We start from the raw sequence: 20159 nt of genomic DNA, 5'->3' as shown, positions 1-20159 counted from the left end.
GCGCGTGCACGGCTTGGCGGGTGGTCGAAACGGAAAGCCGCTGGTATCTCGACGGAACGCCCAGGCCTCGGCTCTGCCAGTCGTTGCGGACCACATACGGGATCTTGAGACCACGAGCAGCCCATGGCAGGCTCATGCCGCATGATCGATGAATTCGCGAAGGACAACCTGCACGGGAGACTGCGGCGGGACCGCGAGGCGCTGCTCTGGAAACTCGACGGCTTGTCCGAATACGACGCCCGCCGACCTTTGACACCGACCGGGACCAACCTCCTCGGCCTGGTCAAACACGTGGCCACCGTCGAGGCCAGGTACTTCGGCGAGGTCTTCGACCGCCCTTCGCCGGAACCGCTGCCCCGGTGGCAGGACTCCGACGGAAGCGATCTGTGGGCGACCGAGGACGAGACCCGCGATCAGATCATCGGGTTCTACCGGCGCACGTGGGAACACTCGGACGCGACGATCAACGAGCTTCCCCTCGACGCCCCCGGCCACGTGCCGTGGTGGCCGGAGCCTCATCCCAACACGAACCTGTTCGCCATCATCGTCCATGTCCTGGGCGAGTCCATCCGGCATGCCGGGCACGCCGATATCCTGCGCGAGGGCCTCGACGGCCGGACCGGGGTGCGCGCCGAAAACGAGAAGCAGATCGACGAGGAAGCCCGTGCGGCCTACTGCGCGAAGATCGAGCAGGCCGCCAGGTCGGCCGCGCCAATCAAGACTTAGAGGTTGTCTCACAGGTCCGGCACAGTTCCTGGTCCACGAGTGTCCCCACGACCTGGTCGGAGTTCCTCAACTCCCGGGCTAGAACATCCCGTTGTCATTCGCGGAAGTAGCCGGCACGTCCTGGATCACATCCCAGTGCTCCACGATCTTCCCGCCTCGCACCCGGAACAGATCCACGATCGCCTGCCCCCGCTCCCCCGGCGCGTTCACGTAGTGACTGTGAACCGCCACCAGATCACCCTCGGCGATCACCCGCTTAGGCGTGACCTTCAGCTGCGGGAACGCCTTGAAGTACGCACCCAGCCCTGACTTCACACCCGCCACACCATCCGCGATGTTCGGGTTGTGCTGGTGGTACTCGGTACCCCAGAACCGATCGACGGCGGACAGATCCTTCCGCACGAGGAGCTGATCGAAGGCCTCGACCACCAGCTTCTTGTTGTACGCGGTCAACCACCCCGGCCCCGGCCGCTCCGTCCGCGGCCAACTCTCCGTCGAGAACATGTCGTTGCCGTTGGCCGAAGTCGCCGGCACCTCCTGTCCCACGTCCCAGTGCTCGGCGATCTTCCCGCCCTGGAACCGGAAGATGTCGACGACGGCCTGCCCTCGCGTCCCCGGCGTCGCGACGAGGTTGGAGTGCACCAGCACGAGGTCGCCCTCGGAGATGACCCGCTTGATGCCGTACGCGAAGTCCGGGAACTGCTGATGGACCGCGACCCCCAGGTTCTTCAACGTCTCGGCACCGTCCGGCGCGAGCGGGTTGTGCTGGATGTAGTCCGGGCGGACGTAGCGGTCGACGACCTCGGTGTCGCCCTGCTCGAAGACACCCTTGAGGACGCGCACGGCGACGGCCTTCTGGTAGCCGAGGCGGGCCTGATCGCCGTAACCGGCGTAGTCGGCCGAGGCAGAAGCAGAAGCAGAAGCAGAAGCAGCCGGTATCGCCACGGCGGGGACCGCTGCGGCGCCCAGCAGGGCCGCGGAGGCCAGGACGGCGACAAGTGCCCTACGGGCAGGCGTGGTGGGGGTCACGATGCTCTCTTTCCAACTTTTCCAGAGGATATTGAAAGTTCAAGCTTACACTGCCCACAGGAGAGCACTAACTTCTGGTTAGTGTCAAGATCTCTTGCCTAGAGCGCACTCCACGCAGCTAGCGTTCAAGCCATGAAGTACACGCAGCTCGGACGCACGGGACTCAAGGTCAGCCGGCTCGTCCTCGGCACCATGAACTTCGGTCCGCAGACGGACGAAGCGGACAGTCACGCGATCATGGACGCGGCGCTGGACGCGGGCATCAACTTCTTCGACACCGCCAACGTGTACGGCTGGGGCGAGAACAAGGGCCGTACCGAAAGCATCATCGGCAACTGGTTCGCCAAGGGCGGCGAGCGGCGCGACAAGGTCGTCCTCGCCACCAAGGTGTACGGCCACATGGGCGGGGACGGCCCGGCGTGGCCCAACCACGACAAGCTGTCGGCCGTGAACATCCGGCGTGCCGTGGACGCTTCGCTCAAGCGGCTCCAGACCGACTACATCGACGTCTATCAGTTCCACCACATCGACCGCGCCACTCCCTTCGAGGAGATCTGGCAGGCCATCGATGTGCTGGTCCAGCAGGGGAAGATCCTTTACGTCGGCTCCTCCAACTTCCCCGGGTACAAGATCGCCCAGGCCAACGAGATCGCCGCCCGGCGCGGCGGCACCATCGGCCTCGTCAGCGAGCAGTGCCTGTACAACCTCTTCGAGCGCCGCGCCGAGATGGAGGTCATCCCGGCCGCGCAGGAGTACGGGCTCGGCGTCATCCCCTGGTCCCCGCTGCACGGCGGACTGCTCGGCGGCGTCATCAAGAAGGAGATCGCGGGCGGGCGGCGCGGCTCCGGGCGGGCCGCCGACTCCCTCGCCGACCCCGCCGTACGCACGAAGATCCAGGCGTACGAGGACCTGCTCGACAAGCACGGTCTTGAGCCCGGCGAGGCCGCCCTGGCCTGGCTGCTGACCCGCCCCGGCGTGACCGGCCCGATCGTCGGCCCGCGCACGGCCGAGCAGCTGGAGTCCGCGCAGCGTGCCGTCGAGTTGGAGCTGAGCGAGGAGCTGCTGGCCGGGCTGGACGAGATCTTCCCGGGTCCGGGGCCGTCTCCGGAGGCCTTCGCCTGGTAGCGCCGCCCTCCGCCTTCTAGCGCCTCCCTCCGCCTTCTTGGGCTCCGTTCCATCGAACGGTTGAACAAGGAGGCAGCGGCCGGACGACGCGGAGCACCCCCTCCCGTCGCCAGACTTGCCGCGCCGCCGCGTAACCGACGTGGCGGCGCGACAGGTCAGGAGGACCCCCCACATGTCCAGGGACTTCAGCAGGCGCCGACTGCTCGCCACGGGGGCCGGGGTCGCGCTCGGCGGTGCCGCCGCGGTCTCGGCGACCGGCGTGCCGGCCAACGCGAACGCCCTCTCCACGAACGCCCACTCCGAGAACACCGTCTCGTCCGGCCCCCGCGTCCGCGAGGAGACCCGCTCGCTCGACGAGTTGTACGCGGCCGCCGTCGCCGAGGGCGGCAAGCTCGTCCTCTACCAGGGCGGGGACGTCGACAGCCAGGCGGCGGGTGTGCGGGCCGCGTTCGGTGAGCGGTTCCCCGACATCGATCTGACGGTCGTCGTGGACTACAGCAAGTACCACGACGTCCGCGTCGACAACCAGCTCGCGACCGGCACCCTGGTCCCCGACGTCGTACAGCTCCAGACCCTCCAGGACTTCACCCGCTGGAAGCGCGAGGGCAGGCTGCTGCCCTACAAGCCCGCCGGGTTCTCCAGGATTCACAAGGGGTTCAAGGACCCCGACGGCGCCTGGACCGCGCTGATGGTCATCGGCTTCAGCTTCATGTACGGCACCGAGGCGGCCGGCGCCCACGCGCCGAAGACGCCCCTCGACCTCGTCGACCCGCGCTGGAAGGGGCAGATCGCCTCCTCCTACCCGCACGACGACGACGCGGTGCTCTACCTCTTCTCCCTCTACCAGCGGGCGTACGGCTGGGACTGGGTGGCGAAATTCGCCGCGCAGCAGCCGCAGTTCGCCCGTGGCTCGCACACGCCGGGGCTCGCGGTCAACGGCAAGCAGAAGGCGATCGGCGTCGGCGGGTCGGGCAGCGCGGTGTCGACGTCGACCGTGACGAAGTGGGTCGTGCCGGAGGGGCACCCCTTCATGGCGTGGGGGCAGCGGGCCGCGGTCCTGAGGCAGGCCGCCAACCCGACCGCCGCCAAGCTGTACCTGAACTGGGCGTTGTCCGAGGAGCGGCAGAAGGCCAGCTTCAACGGCTGGTCGGTGCGTACGGACGTCACCCCGTCCCCCGGTCTGAAGCCGGTGTGGGAGAACCCGGACGCCCATGTGGACGGCTTCCCGAAGTTCATGGAGGACCGCGCCGCGATCGAGCGGCTGAAGCAGACCTTCGCGCTGTACTTCGGCGAGGTGAAGGGCGACCCGTCGCCGGGCTGGCTCGGGCTGCACCCCGGCCGGTAGCCACCCGCCCCCTCACCACACCTCCCCTCCCCTCCCCTCCCCGGCGGAAAGCGATTCCTGCCGGTGTGACCGTGCTTATAACGGTCACACCGGCAACGCTTTACACTCCTGACGGCATCGCCGAGTCCCCTTCGGCCCGTTCCGTTCAGGGAGCCGCCGTCGTGCCTGCCGCCCTTCCCGCCGTACGCCGGCCCCGCCTGCCCGCCCGGCATCTCCCGCACCTGGTCTTCCTGGTGGCCGTCGCCGGCACCCTCGTACGGCTCGTCGAGCTGAACAACGAGCTGTGCTGGTCCATCGCGCCGCCGCTGGCCGTCCTGGCGCTGCTGTACGCCGCCGGGCAGGCCCGTTGGGAGCGGCTGGGCGGGGCGGGGCGGCCGGTGTGGTTCGGGCTGCTTCTGCTGCTGTGGTCGTGGGTGGCCTGGGTCCTCCCGGCGCCGCTCACCTTCGGATACGCGTGGCTGGCCGTGCCGTTGGCCGTGCTGGCCGTGCGGATGCCCACGCGAGGTGAGCGGGCGGTGGCGCTCGGCGTGCTCACCGCACTGCTGCTGGCGGCGCTCGTCCGGGCCGGCGGTCTCGACGCGGATGTGCTGGCGCCGCCGGTCACAGCCCTGTGGGCGACCGTCCTCCTCTACCGCGGCCAGCAGCGCACGGCCCGCGAACTGGCCGACACCCGGGGCGAGTTGGCGCGTCAGCAGCGGGAGGCGGGACGGCTCTCCGAGCGTGCCCGGATCGCCCGCGACCTGCATGACACGCTCGCCCAGGAGCTGGCGGGCAGCCGCATGCTCCTCCAGGCCGCCGAACGCGACTGGGACCGCCGCCCGGAGGCGGCCCGGCGGCAGGTGCGCCTGGTCACCGACGCGCTCGGCGACCATCTCGCCCAGACCCGCGGCATCATCGACGACCTCACCCCTCCCGACCTCGCCCGCGACGGCCTGGAGGCGACGCTGCGCGACCTGACCGCCCGTACGGCCTCGGCCGCCGGGGCGCCCAGGATCTCCTTCAGCGCCGAGAACCCGCCGGTCGCCCTTCCCATGGAGCAGGCCGTGGCCCTGCTGCGGGTGACCCAGGGCCTGCTCGCCAACACCTGCGAACACGCCCGCGCCACGCAGGTCCACGTCATCCTGGCGCACGGCAAGGCCACCGCGGCCGTCGAGGTCAGCGACGACGGAGTGGGCTTCGACTTCGACCCGGACGCCGTACGGTCGACCGCCGCCGGACGCGGATTCGGACTCGCCGGGGCCCGCGAGCGGCTCGGCGTCCTCGGCGGCACGCTCACCGTCGACACCGCGCCCGGCCGCGGCACCCGGGTCCGGGCCGCGCTGCCGGTCGCGGACCGCGTCCCGGTCGGCGCCCGATGAGCGACGACGCGGCCGAGCCGCTGCGGCTCCTGATCGTCGACGACCACACCGTCGTACGGGCCGGTCTGCGCGCCCTGCTCGAAGGCGAGCCCGGCTTCGAGGTCGTCGGCGAGACCGGCGACGGCACCGACGCCGTACGCCTGGTGGCGCGGCTGCGTCCCGACGTCGTCCTCATGGACCTCCGGCTCACCGACCCGGGCACGCCCTCACCCGCCGGAGCCGACTCCGTCGACGGCATCGACGGAATCGAGGCCACCCGCCGGATCCTCGCGACCACCCCCGGCGTACGGGTCGTCGTGCTCACCAGCCACGGCCGTACGGCGGACGTCCTGCGGGCAGTCGAGGCCGGCGCCCGCGGCTACGTCCTCAAGGCGGGCCCGCCCGAGGAGTTGTTCCGGGCCGTGCGGGCCGCCGCGGCGGGCGGCATGGCGCTGGCGCCGGAGGCCGCCGCCAGCGTCCTGGGGCACGCGGCCGAGCCGGGACCGGCACTCACCGACCGGGAGGTCGAAGTCGTACGGCTGCTCGCCCAGGGTCACAGCAACCGGGCCATCGCGAGCACCCTGTTCCTGGCCGAGGCCACCATCAAGACCCACCTCGTACGGATCTACCGCAAGCTCGGCACCGAAAACCGCGCCGCGACCGTCAGCGAGGCCGTCCGGCGAGGGCTGATCGAGCTCGCCTGACCGGGGCGCCGACGACCAACGGGCCGGCTTCGGGTTCTACCGTCCGAGCGCGGCCGCCAGTGCCACCACCACGAACATCAACACAAGCGCACCGGCCATGATCCGGTTCCGGGTTTTCGGGTCCACGCGACCGAGCCTAACCGGCCCCTCCGAGCGGCCAACGGGCGACCACCTCGTACCGGGGCTGCTCCCCCGCCACCCCGGACGTCGGCAGATTGCTGCGCACGAGCACCAGCTCGGCCACCGTCCAGGTCCGGCTCGCAAAAGCGTCGAGGGTTGCGACATACGGCCGTACGTCCACCGCCGAGCGGCTCCTGGCCACCGTCAGGTGGGCCTTGTACCGCCGGTGCTCCCCCATCGGCACCCCCGCCTTCCGCGCCGCCGCCTCGCTGCGGTCCGCCAGCAGCCGCAGGGTCTCCAGGTCCCCCTCCGCGCCCGCCCACAGGGCCCGCCCGTGCCCGAACTGACCGCCGCCGCTCAGCGCCAGCGGGAAGGACGGCGTCCGGTGCGCGGCGCGCTCCAGCCGCGCCGACAGGTCCGGTACGAGGTCGTCGTCGACCTCGCCGTAGAAGGCGAGGGTGAAGTGCCACCCCGGGCGGCCGGTCCAGCGCAGCCGGTCCGCACCCGGCAGCCCGCGCAACTCCTCGACCTCGGCGGCGAGTTCGCGGGTCACGTCCTCGGGCGGCAGTACGGCGGCGAAGAGTCTCATGGCATCCAGCCTGGCACGATGAGGGGATGGAGATCATCATCAGGGACGGCGGACCCGACGACATCCCCGCGATACTCGGCATGCTCGACAGCGGTGTGGAGTGGCTGGTCGCGCAGGGGCGGACGGGGCAGTGGGGCACGAAGCCCCTGTCTCAGAGCCCGAAGACGGTGGAGTCGGTGGCCCGCTACATGGACGAGGGCGACGTCTTCATGGCCGAGGTCGACGGCGTACCGGCCGCCTCCCTCACCCTCACCGACTCGCCCGGCCCCTCCCTGGCCCACCTCCCACCGGTCGGCGAGCCCGAGCGCTACATCCACTGGCTCGCCTCCGACCGCCGCTTCAAGGGCCACGGCGTGGGCAGCGCCCTGCTCACGCACGCCGCCGAGGTGACCCGACAGGCGGGCGTCTCCCTGCTGCGTGTGGACTGCTACGCGGGCGCCGACGGCAAGCTCGTCCGCTACTACGAGAGCAACGGTTTCGTCCGCACCGAGACCTACACGGGCACCGACGACTGGCCGGGGCAGGTGCTGGCCCGGAGGGTCTAGGACCTGCCCCGGCCTCCGGGCCGCGGGATCAGGCGGCCCGAGCTACAGGCGCCAGCTCCTCCTGCCGCTGCCGCGGCACGAACCGCACCTGCGGATGGCCGCGGTTCCAGCCGACCGACAGACGCAGGCCGCCGACGCGGGCCAGGGCCAGGGCGATCACGACCGCCGCGGTGGCGGTGATGGCGCCGCCCACCGCCAGGGCAGCCCGGACGCCGTACGCGTCGGTGATCCAGCCGGCGATCGGCGCGCCCAGCGGTGCGCCGCCCATGAACACCATCATGTACAGGGCCATCACCCGGCCCCGCATGGCCGGGTCGGTGGCCATCTGGATGCTGCTGTTGGCGGTGACGTTCACGGTCATGCCGAAGATGCCGATCGGGGCCATGAGCAGCGCGAACATCCACAGGGACGGCGCGAACGCGGCCACGATCTCCATGGCGCCGAAGGCCACCGCCCCCGCGATCAGCACCCGCATCCGGGCCGTACCGCGCCGTGCCGCGAGCAGGGCGCCCGCCAGGGAGCCGACCGCCATCAGTGTGTTGAAGAGGCTGTAGGACCCGGCGCCCGCGCGGAAGACGTCGTCGGCGAAGGCGGACAGATAGACGGGGAAGTTGAAGCCGAAGGTGCTGACGAACCCGGCGAGGACGATGGTCCAGATCAGCTCGGGGCGACCGGCGACATACCGCAGCCCCTCCCTCATCTGCCCCTTCCCGCGCGGAGCCCGCTCGACGGAGTACAGCTCACGCGCCCGCATCATCAGCAGACCGGCGATGGGCGCGATGAAGGACAGGCCGTTGGCGAGGAACGCCCAGCCGGTGCCCACGCCGGTGATCATCAGGCCGGCGACGGCGGGGCCGACGAGGCGCGCGGACTGGAAGTTCGCGGAGTTGAGGCTGACGGCGTTCTGGAGCTGGTCGGGGCCGACCATCTCGGAGACGAAGGACTGGCGGGCGGGGTTGTCGACGACTGTGGCCAGCCCCACGGTGAAGGCGGCGAGGTAGACGTGCCAGACCTGGACGTGTCCCGTGAGGGTGAGGACCGCGAGCGCGATGCCGGTGGCGGCCATCGAGGTCTGCGTGACGAGCAGCGTGCGGCGCTTGGGCAGGCGGTCGACGAGGACGCCGCCGTAGAGGCCGAACAGCAGCATCGGCAGGAACTGCAGGGCCGTCGTGATGCCGACGGCGGTGGCGGAGCCGGTGAGGCTGAGGACCAGCCAGTCCTGGGCGATGCGCTGCATCCAGGTGCCGGTGTTGGAGACGACCTGGCCGAGGAAGAACAGGCGGTAGTTCCGGACCTTCAGCGAGCTGAACATCGAGGACTTGCGGGAGTTGAGGGCGGGCGGGGTCTTGAGGGCGGGCGGGGAGTCGTTGGGGTCTGGTGCGGGGGCGGAAGCTGCTCCGGGTCCCGAACTCAAAAGGGCTCGCCTCCTTGCGACGGCTACGGCATCGGCTTCGGCTTACAGATGGGCGAGCTTCTCCAGCACGGGGGCGGCGGCGCGGAGTTTCGCCCACTCGTCCTCGTCGAGGCCCTCGACCAGGGTGGCCAGGAAGGCGTTGCGCTTGCGGCGGCTCTCTTCGAGCATCGCCTCGGCCTGCTCGGTCTTCGTGACGACCTTCTGGCGCCGGTCCTCCGGGTGCGGCTCCAGACGGACCAGCCCCTTGGCCTCCAGCAGGGCGACGATGCGGGTCATCGACGGCGGCTGAACGTGCTCCTTGCGGGCGAGCTCACCGGGGGTGGCCTTGCCGCAGAGGGAGAGGGTGCCCAGCACCGACATCTCGGTGGGGCTCAGCGACTCGTCGACCCGCTGGTGCTTGAGCCGACGCGACAGTCGCATCACGGCGGAGCGCAGAGAGTTCACGGCGGCAGCGTCGTCGCCATGGGTAAGGTCCGACATGTTCCTTAGCATAACTCATTACCCTGACTAAAGACCACCGGGCGCGATATCACTCATCCGGGTGATCCGGTGGCGGAACGTGACACGGCGGGCCGACCCATGCCGCGACCCTCGTGTGCATGGGGACCACCGTGCTCAGCCTGCGGATAGACCACGAGCTGCTCGAACGACTCCGAGAGCATGCGGCGAAAAGAGGAATGAGCGTCCAGGACTATGTCGTCCGGACGCTCATTCGTGATGACTTCGACGAGCGGTTCCAGTCCGCGGTCGAGGAGACCGAGAAGTTCTACGGGCTTACGTGAGACGGCCCACGTGAGACGGCCTACGTGAGCCCCAGTGCCGGCATCAGGTAGTAGAAGGCGAAGACGGCCGCCACGACGTACATCGCGACCGGCACCTCCTTGCCCCGCCCGGCGGCCAGGCGCAGCACCGCGAAGGTGATGAAGCCCATGCCGATGCCGTTGGTGATCGAGTAGGTGAACGGCATCATCACCATCGTCACGAAGGCCGGGACGGCGACCGTGTAGTCGGCCCAGTCGATCTCCTTGACCGAGCCCGCCAGGATCAGGAAGCCGACCGCGAGCAGCGCCGGGGTGGCCGCCTGCGACGGGACCATGGTGGCGACCGGCGTCAGGAACAGCGCCACGCCGAAGAGGGCGCCGGTGACGACGTTCGCGAGGCCGGTGCGGGCGCCCTCGCCGACGCCTGCCGTGGACTCCACGAAGGCGGTGGTGGCCGAGGAGGAGCTGGCACCGCCCGCGGCGACGGCCAGGCCGTCGACGAACAGGACCTTGTTGATGCCCGGCATCTGCCCCTGGGCGTCGGTCAGCTTCGCCTCGTCGCTGACGCCCATGATCGTGCCCATGGCGTCGAAGAAGCAGGAGAGCAGGACCGTGAAGACGAAGAGGATCCCGGTCAGCGCGCCGACCTTCTCGAAGCCGCCGAACAGGCTGACCTGGCCGATCAGCCCGAAGTCGGGGCTGGCGACGGGGTTGCCGGGCCACTTCGGGGTCGTCAGACCCCAGGACGGCACGTTCGCGACCGCCTCGATGATCACGGCGAGCACGGTCATCGCGACGATCGAGATGAGGATCGCGCCGGAGACCTTGCGGACGATCAGCGCGAGCGTGAGCAGCGCGCCGAGGATGAAGACGAGCACCGGCCAGCCGTTGAGGTGACCGTCGCCGCCCAGTTGGAGGGGCACGGTCGTATGGGCGGCGTCCGGGATGCGGGAGACGAAGCCGGCGTCGACGAGGCCGATCAGCATGATGAACAGGCCGATACCGATGGAGATGGCCTTGCGCAGGCTGTAGGGCACGGCGTTCATGACGCGCTCACGCAGACCGGTTGCCACGAGCAGCATCACGATGAAACCGGCGAGCACCACCATGCCCATCGCGTCCGGCCAGGACATCCGGGGCGCGAGCTGGAGCGCGACGACCGAGTTGACACCCAGACCGGCGGCGAGCGCGATCGGCACGTTGCCGATGACGCCCATCAGCAGCGTGGCGAAGGCCGCCGTCACGGCCGTGGCGGTGACCAGCTGGCCGTTGTCCAGCTGGTGGCCGTACATGTCCTTCGCGCTGCCGAGGATGATCGGGTTCAGCACGATGATGTAGGCCATCGCGAAGAAGGTGGCGAAACCGCCGCGGACTTCGCGGGGCAGGGAGCTGCCGCGTTCGGAGATCTTGAAGAAGCGGTCGAGTGCGCCGTAGGCGGGCCCGGCTCCCGGCTGTTCAGGGGTGGGGGCCTTGGCAGGAGCCGAGGTGGACATGTTTTTGGTTGTTCCTACGATGAGAAGTGGTCAGACACAAACCGTTTCAGTATGAACATATAGAGCCGGGATCGGCCATCTCCGCGCGTAGATCCGCGTGGATCCGATCGCCTCGTAAGCTGTCCCCCATGGCGAAGTGGACCCCCAAGCACGAGGCGCCGGAGCCCCTGGAGGGCCCCGTGGTCGCCACCATCACCGGCGGCACGATTCTCTGGTTCGTCCTCTTCCTCGTACAGCTCCCCTTCTACGGCTGGTTCGACGACCGCGGGCAGGCCTGGTGGGTGTGGACCTGCCTGGCCGGCGGCGGGCTGGGGCTCATCGGCATCTGGTACGTCCGTAAGCGCGACGCCGCGCTCAAGCGGGCGGCCGCCGTCGGGGCGACGGAGCAGGGACAGTCACCCGCGCCGACCGCCGACTAGGCAGCCGTACAACCCGGGTACGACCCGGGTCCTCCCCAAGTCGGAACTTCCGTGCACTCGGCGGGTGAAGCCGTAAATCCGCACGTACCGTCGAATGCATGACGCATACCGACGCGGGCGCCGGACTGGACACACCTGTGCACGCCGCCCGCGCCCCGGTCGCGACGGGCGGGCTCACCGCCGCCGAGGTGGCCGAGCGGGTCGCGCGCGGTGAGGTCAACGACGTACCCGTACGCAGCAGCCGGTCGATGGCCGAGATCGTCCGCGCCAACGTGTTCACCCGGTTCAACGCGATCATCGGCGTGCTCTGGCTGATCATGCTGTTCGTCGCACCCATCCAGGACAGCCTGTTCGGCTTCGTGATCCTCGCCAACACGGGCATCGGGATCATCCAGGAGTGGCGGGCGAAGAAGACCCTCGACTCGCTCGCCGTGATCGGCGAGGCCCGGCCGACGGTACGGCGGGACGGGCTCGCCGCCGAGGTCAGTACGTCGGAGATCGTGCTGGACGACCTGATAGAGATCGGGCCCGGGGACAAGGCCGTCGTGGACGGGGTGTGCGTCGAGGCCGACGGGCTGGAGATCGACGAGTCGCTGCTCACCGGAGAGGCCGATCCGGTGGTCAAACGCCCGGGGGACCAGGTCCTGTCCGGCAGCTTCGTCGTCGCGGGCGGCGGGGCCTTCCAGGCCACCAAGGTCGGCCGCGAGGCCTACGCCGCCCAGCTCGCCGAGGAGGCCTCGCGCTTCACCCTCGTCCACTCCGAGCTGCGCTCCGGTATCTCCACCATCCTCAAGTACGTGACCTGGATGATGATCCCGGCCGCGACGGGCCTGATCATCACCCAGCTCGTCGTCAAGGACAACGCGCTCGACGACTCGATCGCCCGCACCGTCGGCGGCATCGTGCCGATGGTCCCGGAGGGCCTGGTACTCCTCACCTCGGTCGCCTTCGCGATCGGCGTCATCCGCCTCGGCCGCCAGCAGTGCCTCGTGCAGGAACTCCCCGCCATCGAGGGCCTGGCCCGCGTGGACACGGTCTGCCTCGACAAGACGGGCACCCTGACCGAGGGCGGCATGGACGTCACCGAACTGCGCCCACTGAACGGCAGCGACGACGAGTACATACGGCGGGTGCTGGGCGCCCTCGGCGAGTCCGACCCCCGCCCGAACGCCTCCCTCCAGGCCATCATCGACGCCTACCCGGACGCCGAGGACTGGCGCTGCACCGAGTCCCTGCCCTTCTCCTCCGCCCGCAAGTACAGCGGCGCCACGTTCAGCGAGGGCAACGGCGAGGCGAGCAGCTGGCTGCTGGGCGCGCCCGATGTGCTCCTGTCCCGCGACGATCCCGCCCTGGCCGAAACCGACCGCCTGAACGAGCAGGGCCTACGGGTCCTGCTGCTCGCCCGCGCCGGCCGCGACCTCGACGCTCCCGACGTCGCACAGGGCGCCAAGCCCGCCGCCCTCGTCGTACTGGAACAACGGCTGCGGCCCGACGCCGCCGACACCCTGCGCTACTTCGCCGAGCAGAACGTGCGGGCCAAGGTGATCTCCGGGGACAACGCGGTGTCGGTGGGCGCGGTGGCGAGCAAGCTGGGCCTGGCGGGTTCGACGGTCGACGCGCGTCGGCTCCCCGGCGACGAGGACGGGATGGCGACGGCCCTCGACGAGGCCACGGTGTTCGGGCGGGTCACCCCGCAGCAGAAGCGGGACATGGTGGGGGCGCTCCAGTCCCACGGGCACACCGTCGCGATGACCGGGGACGGCGTGAACGACGTCCTGGCGCTGAAGGACGCCGACATCGGCGTGGCCATGGGGTCGGGCTCGGAGGCCACGCGGGCGGTCGCCCAGATCGTGCTGTTGAACAACAGCTTCGCGACACTGCCGTCGGTGGTGGCGGAGGGGCGGCGGGTGATCGGCAACATCACGCGCGTCGCGACCCTGTTCCTGGTCAAGACGGTCTACTCGGTGCTGCTGGCGCTGATGGTGGTGTGCTGGCAGGTGGAGTACCCCTTCCTGCCCCGCCACCTGACCCTGCTCTCCACCCTCACCATCGGCGTCCCGGCGTTCTTCCTGGCCCTCGCGCCCAACAAGGAGCGGGCGAAGCCGCACTTCGTCCGGCGGGTCATGCGGTACGCGATCCCGGGCGGGGTGGTGGCAGCGGTGGCGACCTTCGCGACGTATCTGATCGCCCGTCGCTACTACACGGGCGAGGGCGCGCTGGACGCGGAGACGAGCGTCGCGACGCTGACGCTCTTCCTGATCTCGATGTGGGTGCTGGCGATCATCGCCCGCCCGTACACGTGGTGGCGCCTCGGGCTGGTGGCGGCGATGGGCCTCGGGTTCCTGGTGGTGCTGGTGGTGCCGTGGTTGCAGGAGTTCTTCGCGCTGCGGCTGGTGGGGGTGACGATGCCGTGGATCGCGGTCGGCATCTCGGCGGGGGCGGCGGTCGTCCTGGAGCTCACGTGGAGGTGGGTCGACCGCCGCTTCCCGGTGTAGCGGTCGGTGGCTGCTGCGACTACTGCGACTACTGGACGTCGACGAAGTCACCCGTGGCGTTGGCCGCCGGGGTGGTCGTCGTGCCCGCGAAGACGTAGCGGAAGTAGCCGTCCTGGGTGGCCTTGACGGTCGTCTTGAGGTTGCCCGTCGCGTTGGTCTTGATGGTCTTCACCGTGCTGTACGTGTCGCTGTTCTTCTTGCGGAACTGCAGCTGCACGGGCTGCTCCACGTAGCCGTTGTACGTGCCGCGGTCCCAGTTGGCGCGGGAGAGCTTGCCGGTGATCGTGATGGTCTTGTTCTTCTTCACGGGCTCCGGCGAGGCGTCGACCGTGAGCTTCGAGAAGCGCTGCATCAGCGTGGTGCCGAGGCCGTCCTTGTTGGCGTAACCGACCTTGCTCTGGTCGAACTCCTCGCCCGCCGGGTCCTGCCCGTTGAAGGCGGTGGCCTCGGCCGCGGCCCGCCAGGTGCCGGCGTTCGAGTTGATGAGCTCGTGGTCGCCCGGGTAGACGTCGATGGTGCCCTTGCAGTTGGCGGTGGTCGCGGAGGTCGCGGTGCACTTGGCCGGCTTGTTGCCGAGGAGACTGGCTTCCGGGCTGGCGAAGGAACCGCGGTAGATGATCGGGTCGGTGATGAAGTCGGCGGCCTTGATGTCGACGTCCGCGCCGTGCGTCAGCGTGTACGTCACCGTGGTGGCGACGTGGTTGGTCGTGCCGACCTTGATGGCCTTGGCGATCTTGAAGTTGGAGAAGGTGACGTTCAGGTCGTACCGGGCACCTGCCCTGTCACTGCGGGACTCGGCCTGCGCGGCCTGCGCGTCCTGGCGGATCTTCGCGGTGGCGGCGCGGTAGGAGGCGACGGAGCCTGCGGACTCCTCGGCCTGCGCGGCCGGTGCGGCGATGGCGGAGAGGGCCAGGGCGCCGGAGAGAGCGGAGACGGCGGCCACGGTGGCTCTGATACGCATGCGTTCCCCTGGTACGGAAAGGGGCCCCGTTGGTCGTCGTTCCCTGCACTGCGGGTCACGTCGGGGCCCGGGTGATCGAGGGGCCTGTTGGCCCATGTGATCAGATTGTCGGCGGGGGTTCCCGGTTGTGTCGCCGGCGAGGAATCTTCGTGACCTTCGTCACGAACTCCCCGTAGATGACGGGAAGTTCGTGACGAATGTCCCTACTGGCGCGCGCTGCGACTACTGCACGTCGACGAAGTCACCCGCGGCGTTGACCGCCGGGGTCGTCGCGGTGCCCGCGAAGGAGTACCGGAAGTAGCCGTCCGTGGACGCGGTGACCGTGGTCTTCAGGTCGCCGTACGTGTTCGTCTTGATGGTCTTCAGCGTGGTGTACGTGCTGGAGCCCTTCTTGCGGAACTGCAGCTTCACCGACTGGGTGGAGTAGCCGGCGTACTTGTGGGTGTCCCAGTTGGCGCGGGTCAGCTTGCCGGTGACCGTGATGGTCTTGCCCTTCTTCACGGGCTCCGGGGAGGCGTTGACCGTCAGCTTGGAGAAGCGCTGGAGCTTGGTGGTGGCGAGGAGGTCCTGCTCGGCGACGCCGACCTGGTTCCAGTCGATGTCCTCGGCGAGCGGGTCCTGGTCGTTGAAGTCGACCGCGTAGCCACCGGCCTTCCACGTGGTGGCGTCGACGTTCTCCAGCTCGAGGTCCGGATAGACGTCGATGGTGGCCTTGCAGTTCGCCGTGGTGGACGAGGTCGCCGTGCAGACCGGCCAGTCGTCGCCGAGGAGCAGGTTGTCCCACTCGGCGTAGGAGGCACCGCGGTAGATCTCCACGTCCATGTAGAAGTCGGGGGCGCTCAGGTCGATGTCCGCGGGGTGCGTGACCTTGTATGTGACCGGGACGCTCACGTGGTTGGTGGTGCCCACGACGATCGGCTTGCCGTTGTTGACCTTCACGCCGGAGAAGGTCAGGTCCAGGGCGTACGGCGTACCCGTGTCCTCGGCGGCATAGGTGCTGCGGGCGGACTCGTCGGCGGCCTGCCGCGCCGTCTGCACGGCCTTCAGGACATCGTCCTTGCCGTACGAGGAACCCCCGGCGGCCTGCGCGGCCGGCATGGCGAGGGAGGAGAGGGCCAGGGCGCCGGAGACGGCAGCCACGGTGGCTCGTATGCGCATGCGTTCTCCATATGGAGAGGGCCCCGCGGTCCTCGGTCTCGCGATCCGGGGTACGCGGGGCTCAAGTTGATCAAGGAGTCTGTTGACTCGGTTGATCAGATCTGCGGCGGGGGCGGATGGTTGTACGGTTCGTGAAGAATTTGTGCGAGCCCAGACCGAGCCCGCCGACCCTCCCCGGAAGGCGACGCCTTGACCGTGCACTTCCTTGTCGTCCGCTATCCCAAGGGCGATGACCACGCAGACTCGTCCACCGACGTCACCGCGGTCGGCGCAGAAGCCTTCGGAGGGCTCCTGGGGATGCCGCCGGAGCGGCTGGTCGACCTGTATCCGCTGACGCAGGAGCACGCCGAGCGGGTCCAGCAGCTGACCGGTATCTCGCTCGACCTGGAGAACTACGACTACTTCCTGGAAACCGAGGCGGACTGACGAAACAGGCGGGGGCCGTCCGAGAGGACGACCCCTGTGCCTCAGTCGAACCAACGATCCCGAGCCAACTCCGCGGTCCTGGACGGATCCTCCAACAAAGCCGCCACCTCGAACCGCCGAGGCCACTGCCCCGCCGCCCAAGCCAGCCCGGCCGCGACACCCTCCAGCGTGGCCGCGTGCAGCGCACCGTCGTTCGTCAGCCGCCAGTCGATCTCGACCCCGTCGACCACGAGCTCCTCGTGCTCGACGTACGCCCCCGGCGTCCGCGCCCCCAGCAGCACCCGCACCGACTCCGGTACGTCGTGCTCGGTCCCCTCGGAGTCCACCGACCCCGTCACGGACTCGCTCAGTCGCCGTACCTGGAACAGTTCGGCCAGCTCGGCGGCGCGCGCCGGGCGCACCGGCAGCAGTGGGACGCCCTCCGTGAAGGGCAGCAGGTCCGGTGAGTCGACGACCACCGTGTCCGCCGCGTCCACGACCTCGACGCGGCCGTCGATCACGGCCCGTAGCTCGTCCGGCAGGGTCACCTGCTCGGGGTCGAGGTCGGCCAGGGCGCCGTACAGGGCGTGCAGTTGGGCGGCGGACACCTCCCGCTCCGGGTCGGCCAGGCGGTCCAGCAGCTCGGCGGCGCCGCCCGGCTCGTCGAGCAGCGCGGCGACCGACGTGCGCACGCCCAGCGCCCGCAGCACCTGCTCGTCGTCGAAGCCGGTCGCGTCGGCCTCGTCGTACAGGCCGCGCAGGAGCGGGTCACCGCCGGAGGCGAGGAGACCCGCGGGGCGGCGGCCGTCCAGCACCGGGTTGCCCCGCAGCCACCACGCCGTGTAGGGCCGTACGACTTCGTGTGTGCCGTCGGGCAGCAGGATCCGCACCTGCTGGGTGAGCGCGTCCCGCAGGGGCGGCTGGGCGAGCAGCGCGAGGGCCTGGGGCCACTTGTCCTCGTCGACCAGGTCCAGATCGCGTACGGCGATCAGCTCGGTGGCGACCGGCGGTACCGGCGTGTCCGGGAAGCGGTCGAGGATGTCCTCGCTCCAGACGTCCACGGCGTCCAGCAGGCCCGCGTCGTCGGGCTCGGCGAAGTCGCCCTCGCGGGGGTCGAGTTCGTCCGGGTCGAGGACGATGTCGGTCGCCCGGACCAGGGCGAAGTTGGCGAGGACGCCGCACGCGGCGAGGGCGGACTCGCCCCACTTGTCGGCCAACTCGGCGTCCACGGTGGCCAGTTCGCCTTCCCGCATGACCTGGTGGAAGGGGCTGCCGGGGAAGACCAGCTCACCGGCCGGCGCCAACTCCCCCTCCTCGTCGGCGAGGGCGAGGGCGCCAAGCCACGGCTCGTCACCGGGCTCCAGACCCGCGTCCCGCACGAGCGCGAGCACGGTGTCGGCCAGCTCCTCGGCGTCGGGGGCGTCCTCCTCCCAGCTCACGCCGCCCTCGTCGTCGAGGGAGGCGGCGACGGCGGCCCGCACCTGGGGTGTGGTGAGGACCGCGCGGGGCGTCGCGGGCAGCGCGCCCAGCTTCTCCAGCAACGGGTGCGCGGCGTCCGGGTGGGCGACCTTGAGGCCGAGGCGGGCCAGAATCTCGGGGTCGACGGGGGCGCCGTCGGAGGTGGGGAGCAGGATCTGGCGGGGCCCGATGGTGGTGCGCCCGTCGGCCAGCGGCACGGGCAGCCCGGACAGGCGGTCCGGGTCGACCCCGGCGAGGCTGTCGTAGAGCCGCCGCCACCAACCCGGTTCCTTCTCCAGCCCGGCGAGACGGTCGATCGCGTCGGTGAGCGGGACGCGGGCGACCCCCAGCGTCCGCAGCTCCACGCGCCGTTCGAGCCCGGCGGGCAGGAGGGTGGGCAGTACCTCGGCGAGCACCTGCACCGTGTCGGCACCGGCGCCCTCGACGACCTCGGCGTCACGGGGCCGCAGCGACTCGGGCAGCTCGGAGTCGGGTTCGTGCGGCTCGATGGCGGGCGGGAGGAAGGACGTCCGGGGCAGACGCTCCAGGACCGCCTGGCGCAGGGCGCCGTCCAGCTCGCCCTTGCCCAGCGGGCCGGGCACGAGGCCGATGATGCCCTCGCTCACCGGGCGCCAGTCGGCGAGGAGTTCGGCGTACGCGTCCGCCGCGCGTTGCACGAGGAAGTCGGTCAGCGGACCGGGGGCGGCGTGGCGGCGGGTCGGGTCGAGGGGGAAGGAGGCGATGAGGAGGGCGGGCACGCCGAGGTGTTCGTCACTCGGGGTGGGTGCGTGCACGACGGGGGCCGTGCGTGGCCGGGCGGGGGCGCTGTCGGCGGCGTTGACGGGCACGGCCCAGGTGAGCGACCAGTGCGGACGCAGCCGCTCCTCTACCGGGCGGTCGACGAGCAGGTCGGGCGTGAGCGGGCCGTGGGCGGCGGACGTACGCCAGTGGGTGACACCGTTCTGGGAGTCCTCTACGACGGTGAAGGCGCCGTCGACCCGGCGGCGCAGCGTGCGCGGCTCGGCGTCGTCGGCCTCGATCACGACCTCCTCGAGCCCGGGCAGGGCGAGGAGCAGCGCGTCGTCGACGGCGTGCAGCAGGCGCTCGGCGAGGTCGGCGGCGGCGGTGTCGCGCAGGGGCAGGATGACGGCCGTGTCGTACGGGTCCGGGGCGGTGCCCTCGGCGGCGAACGGCAGCCGGAGCAGCGGGACGTGCCCGTCGCGGCGCCGGATCTCGTCGCCCAGTCCCGGGCTGTGCCGCGCGGTGCTGCCGGCCAGCTCCCGCGCCTCGGCGAGCGCCCACCGGACACCGCCGTGCCGCCCGACGACGGCGGGCTCGTCGGTGACGGCCAGAACGGCGGCGAACCCGACGCCGAACCGGCCGATGGAGGCCGAGTCCCGCTTCGCCGAGGCCCGCAGGGTGGACAGCGACTCGACGCCGGCTGCGTCCAGCGGGGCGCCGGTGTTGGCGGCGACGAGCACCCCGTCGCGCAGGGTTAGCCGCAGCCGCCCGGCGACATTCGCCCTGGCGGCGGCGTCGGCGGCGTTCTGAGCGAGCTCGACGACGAGGCGGTCCCGGTACCCCCCGAGGACGAGATCCTCCTCGGCGTTGGCATCCTCCCGGAAACGGGCGGGGCTGGTGGCCCAGGCGTCGAGTACACCGCGGCGCAGCCGGGCCGTCCCGAAGGGGTCGGCACCCTCGGCTGCGGGACGCACGAACTTGCTCACGATCACTCTCCTCGTCGGCTGAGGAGAAGGTATCGCGCGCAGGAGCGAAAGCGTCCCGCCTGCCTTGCTGTGGTCGCATGTGCGCCCTCGTCCGCGGCGGTGTCTTCGCCGGATCGGGCTGATGCCGGGACCGGTCCCGGACCGGCCGGGGCACCATCCGAGGCAACTCGCCTCGGGAGACGGTATGGACGCAGCGGTGGTGCTCGCTTCGGTTGTGGCTCTGGCAGTGCTGGCGGTCGTCGTGGCTACCGTGCGCGGTCGCCGACGGCGCGAGGCCCGTATGCGGTCCTGGCCCGATCACGTACGGCGCCGTGCTGAGGGAGGCGAGGAGGAGCACCTCCCGGCGCG

General features: G+C 70.4%; 18 protein-coding genes. 10 read left to right on the top strand and 8 right to left on the bottom strand.

The window, feature by feature from the left end; genetic code table 11:
- Positions 1-141: 141 nt before the first annotated feature.
- Positions 142-726 (top strand): DinB family protein, encoded by a 585-nt coding sequence (locus tag ACIA8X_RS27205; protein WP_393453085.1) that lies wholly within the window; start codon positions 142-144, stop codon positions 724-726.
- A 78-nt stretch (positions 727-804) separates the two neighbouring features.
- Here the strand turns inward: ACIA8X_RS27205 and ACIA8X_RS27200 are convergent, their stop codons facing one another.
- Positions 805-1755 (bottom strand): ester cyclase, encoded by a 951-nt coding sequence (locus tag ACIA8X_RS27200; RefSeq protein ID WP_399459300.1) that lies wholly within the window; start codon positions 1753-1755, stop codon positions 805-807.
- Positions 1756-1887: 132 nt separating this feature from the next.
- Here ACIA8X_RS27200 and ACIA8X_RS27195 point away from each other — a divergent pair, with 132 nt between their 5' ends.
- The 4 genes from ACIA8X_RS27195 to ACIA8X_RS27180 all read left to right on the top strand — a co-directional run bounded on the left by ACIA8X_RS27195 (position 1888) and on the right by ACIA8X_RS27180 (position 6266).
- The gene (locus ACIA8X_RS27195; protein ID WP_393452716.1) at positions 1888-2880 is read left to right on the top strand and encodes an aldo/keto reductase; all 993 of its coding nucleotides are present in this window, start codon (positions 1888-1890) and stop codon (positions 2878-2880) included.
- A 172-nt stretch (positions 2881-3052) separates the two neighbouring features.
- Positions 3053-4225 (top strand): ABC transporter substrate-binding protein, encoded by a 1173-nt coding sequence (locus tag ACIA8X_RS27190; RefSeq protein WP_399459299.1) that lies wholly within the window; start codon positions 3053-3055, stop codon positions 4223-4225.
- Positions 4226-4386: 161 nt separating this feature from the next.
- Positions 4387-5583, top strand: coding sequence for a sensor histidine kinase (locus ACIA8X_RS27185; RefSeq protein ID WP_399459298.1), 1197 nt, complete (start codon positions 4387-4389; stop codon positions 5581-5583).
- A complete protein-coding gene (locus ACIA8X_RS27180) occupies positions 5580-6266 on the top strand; it encodes a response regulator (RefSeq protein ID WP_399459297.1) in 687 nt (228 codons plus the stop codon). The genes ACIA8X_RS27185 and ACIA8X_RS27180 overlap by 4 nt, the downstream gene beginning before the upstream one ends.
- 136 nt (positions 6267-6402) lie before the next feature.
- Here ACIA8X_RS27180 and thpR read toward each other — a convergent pair whose 3' ends face one another.
- A complete protein-coding gene (thpR, locus tag ACIA8X_RS27175) occupies positions 6403-6975 on the bottom strand; it encodes an RNA 2',3'-cyclic phosphodiesterase (RefSeq protein ID WP_393452704.1) in 573 nt (190 codons plus the stop codon).
- Positions 6976-7001: 26 nt separating this feature from the next.
- On the opposite strand from thpR, the gene ACIA8X_RS27170 reads away from it, so the two are divergent.
- Positions 7002-7520, top strand: coding sequence for a GNAT family N-acetyltransferase (locus ACIA8X_RS27170; RefSeq protein ID WP_393452701.1), 519 nt, complete (start codon positions 7002-7004; stop codon positions 7518-7520).
- 28 nt (positions 7521-7548) lie between these two features.
- On the opposite strand, the gene ACIA8X_RS27165 is transcribed toward ACIA8X_RS27170, so the two are convergent.
- Entirely contained in the window at positions 7549-8934 is a 1386-nt protein-coding gene (locus tag ACIA8X_RS27165; RefSeq protein ID WP_399459296.1) for an MFS transporter, read from the bottom strand.
- Positions 8935-8976: 42 nt separating this feature from the next.
- Positions 8977-9414: a MarR family winged helix-turn-helix transcriptional regulator gene (locus ACIA8X_RS27160; RefSeq protein ID WP_062703619.1), complete on the bottom strand. Its 438-nt coding sequence runs from the start codon at positions 9412-9414 to the stop codon at positions 8977-8979.
- Between the two features lie 119 nt (positions 9415-9533).
- On the opposite strand from ACIA8X_RS27160, the gene ACIA8X_RS27155 reads away from it, so the two are divergent.
- On the top strand, positions 9534-9716 hold the full coding sequence (locus ACIA8X_RS27155) for a ribbon-helix-helix protein, CopG family (RefSeq protein ID WP_093904462.1): 183 nt from the start codon (positions 9534-9536) through the stop codon (positions 9714-9716).
- Positions 9717-9736: 20 nt separating this feature from the next.
- Here ACIA8X_RS27155 and ACIA8X_RS27150 read toward each other — a convergent pair whose 3' ends face one another.
- Positions 9737-11188 (bottom strand): NCS2 family permease, encoded by a 1452-nt coding sequence (locus tag ACIA8X_RS27150; RefSeq protein WP_393452694.1) that lies wholly within the window; start codon positions 11186-11188, stop codon positions 9737-9739.
- Positions 11189-11316: 128 nt separating this feature from the next.
- Here ACIA8X_RS27150 and ACIA8X_RS27145 point away from each other — a divergent pair, with 128 nt between their 5' ends.
- Complete coding sequence (locus ACIA8X_RS27145; protein WP_393452691.1) at positions 11317-11607, top strand: DUF2530 domain-containing protein; 291 nt, start codon at positions 11317-11319, stop codon at positions 11605-11607.
- Positions 11608-11705: 98 nt separating this feature from the next.
- Positions 11706-14102, top strand: a complete 2397-nt coding sequence (locus ACIA8X_RS27140) for a cation-translocating P-type ATPase (protein WP_399459295.1) — start codon at positions 11706-11708, stop codon at positions 14100-14102.
- Positions 14103-14130: 28 nt separating this feature from the next.
- Here ACIA8X_RS27140 and ACIA8X_RS27135 read toward each other — a convergent pair whose 3' ends face one another.
- Complete coding sequence (locus ACIA8X_RS27135) at positions 14131-15063, bottom strand: hypothetical protein (RefSeq protein WP_393452685.1); 933 nt, start codon at positions 15061-15063, stop codon at positions 14131-14133.
- A gap of 222 nt (positions 15064-15285) precedes the next feature.
- The gene (locus ACIA8X_RS27130; protein ID WP_393452682.1) at positions 15286-16221 is read right to left on the bottom strand and encodes a hypothetical protein; all 936 of its coding nucleotides are present in this window, start codon (positions 16219-16221) and stop codon (positions 15286-15288) included.
- Positions 16222-16416: 195 nt separating this feature from the next.
- On the opposite strand from ACIA8X_RS27130, the gene ACIA8X_RS27125 reads away from it, so the two are divergent.
- Positions 16417-16647 (top strand): hypothetical protein, encoded by a 231-nt coding sequence (locus ACIA8X_RS27125; protein ID WP_393453083.1) that lies wholly within the window; start codon positions 16417-16419, stop codon positions 16645-16647.
- Positions 16648-16688: 41 nt separating this feature from the next.
- Here ACIA8X_RS27125 and ACIA8X_RS27120 read toward each other — a convergent pair whose 3' ends face one another.
- On the bottom strand, positions 16689-19811 hold the full coding sequence (locus ACIA8X_RS27120) for a sacsin N-terminal ATP-binding-like domain-containing protein (RefSeq protein ID WP_393452679.1): 3123 nt from the start codon (positions 19809-19811) through the stop codon (positions 16689-16691).
- Positions 19812-20159 lie beyond the last annotated feature (348 nt).

Source organism: Streptomyces sp. NPDC051738 (genome assembly GCF_044453205.1).
Lineage (GTDB): Bacteria > Actinomycetota > Actinomycetes > Streptomycetales > Streptomycetaceae > Streptomyces.
Note: the sequence above shows the minus strand (reverse complement) of the source record. Positions and strands in the feature narration are given on the sequence as shown.

What these genes read in the sequence shown, in the direction of transcription:
- ACIA8X_RS27205 (WP_393453085.1), top strand. Translation starts at nt 142, where the DNA reads ATGATCGATGAATTCGCGAAGGACAACCTGCACGGGAGACTGCGGCGG.
- ACIA8X_RS27195 (WP_393452716.1), top strand. Translation starts at nt 1,888, where the DNA reads ATGAAGTACACGCAGCTCGGACGCACGGGACTCAAGGTCAGCCGGCTC.
- ACIA8X_RS27190 (WP_399459299.1), top strand. Translation starts at nt 3,053, where the DNA reads ATGTCCAGGGACTTCAGCAGGCGCCGACTGCTCGCCACGGGGGCCGGG.
- ACIA8X_RS27180 (WP_399459297.1), top strand. Translation starts at nt 5,580, where the DNA reads ATGAGCGACGACGCGGCCGAGCCGCTGCGGCTCCTGATCGTCGACGAC.
- thpR (WP_393452704.1), bottom strand. Translation starts at nt 6,975, where the DNA reads ATGAGACTCTTCGCCGCCGTACTGCCGCCCGAGGACGTGACCCGCGAA.
- ACIA8X_RS27170 (WP_393452701.1), top strand. Translation starts at nt 7,002, where the DNA reads ATGGAGATCATCATCAGGGACGGCGGACCCGACGACATCCCCGCGATA.
- ACIA8X_RS27160 (WP_062703619.1), bottom strand. Translation starts at nt 9,414, where the DNA reads ATGTCGGACCTTACCCATGGCGACGACGCTGCCGCCGTGAACTCTCTG.
- ACIA8X_RS27155 (WP_093904462.1), top strand. Translation starts at nt 9,534, where the DNA reads ATGGGGACCACCGTGCTCAGCCTGCGGATAGACCACGAGCTGCTCGAA.
- ACIA8X_RS27150 (WP_393452694.1), bottom strand. Translation starts at nt 11,188, where the DNA reads ATGTCCACCTCGGCTCCTGCCAAGGCCCCCACCCCTGAACAGCCGGGA.
- ACIA8X_RS27145 (WP_393452691.1), top strand. Translation starts at nt 11,317, where the DNA reads ATGGCGAAGTGGACCCCCAAGCACGAGGCGCCGGAGCCCCTGGAGGGC.
- ACIA8X_RS27140 (WP_399459295.1), top strand. Translation starts at nt 11,706, where the DNA reads ATGACGCATACCGACGCGGGCGCCGGACTGGACACACCTGTGCACGCC.
- ACIA8X_RS27135 (WP_393452685.1), bottom strand. Translation starts at nt 15,063, where the DNA reads ATGCGTATCAGAGCCACCGTGGCCGCCGTCTCCGCTCTCTCCGGCGCC.
- ACIA8X_RS27130 (WP_393452682.1), bottom strand. Translation starts at nt 16,221, where the DNA reads ATGCGCATACGAGCCACCGTGGCTGCCGTCTCCGGCGCCCTGGCCCTC.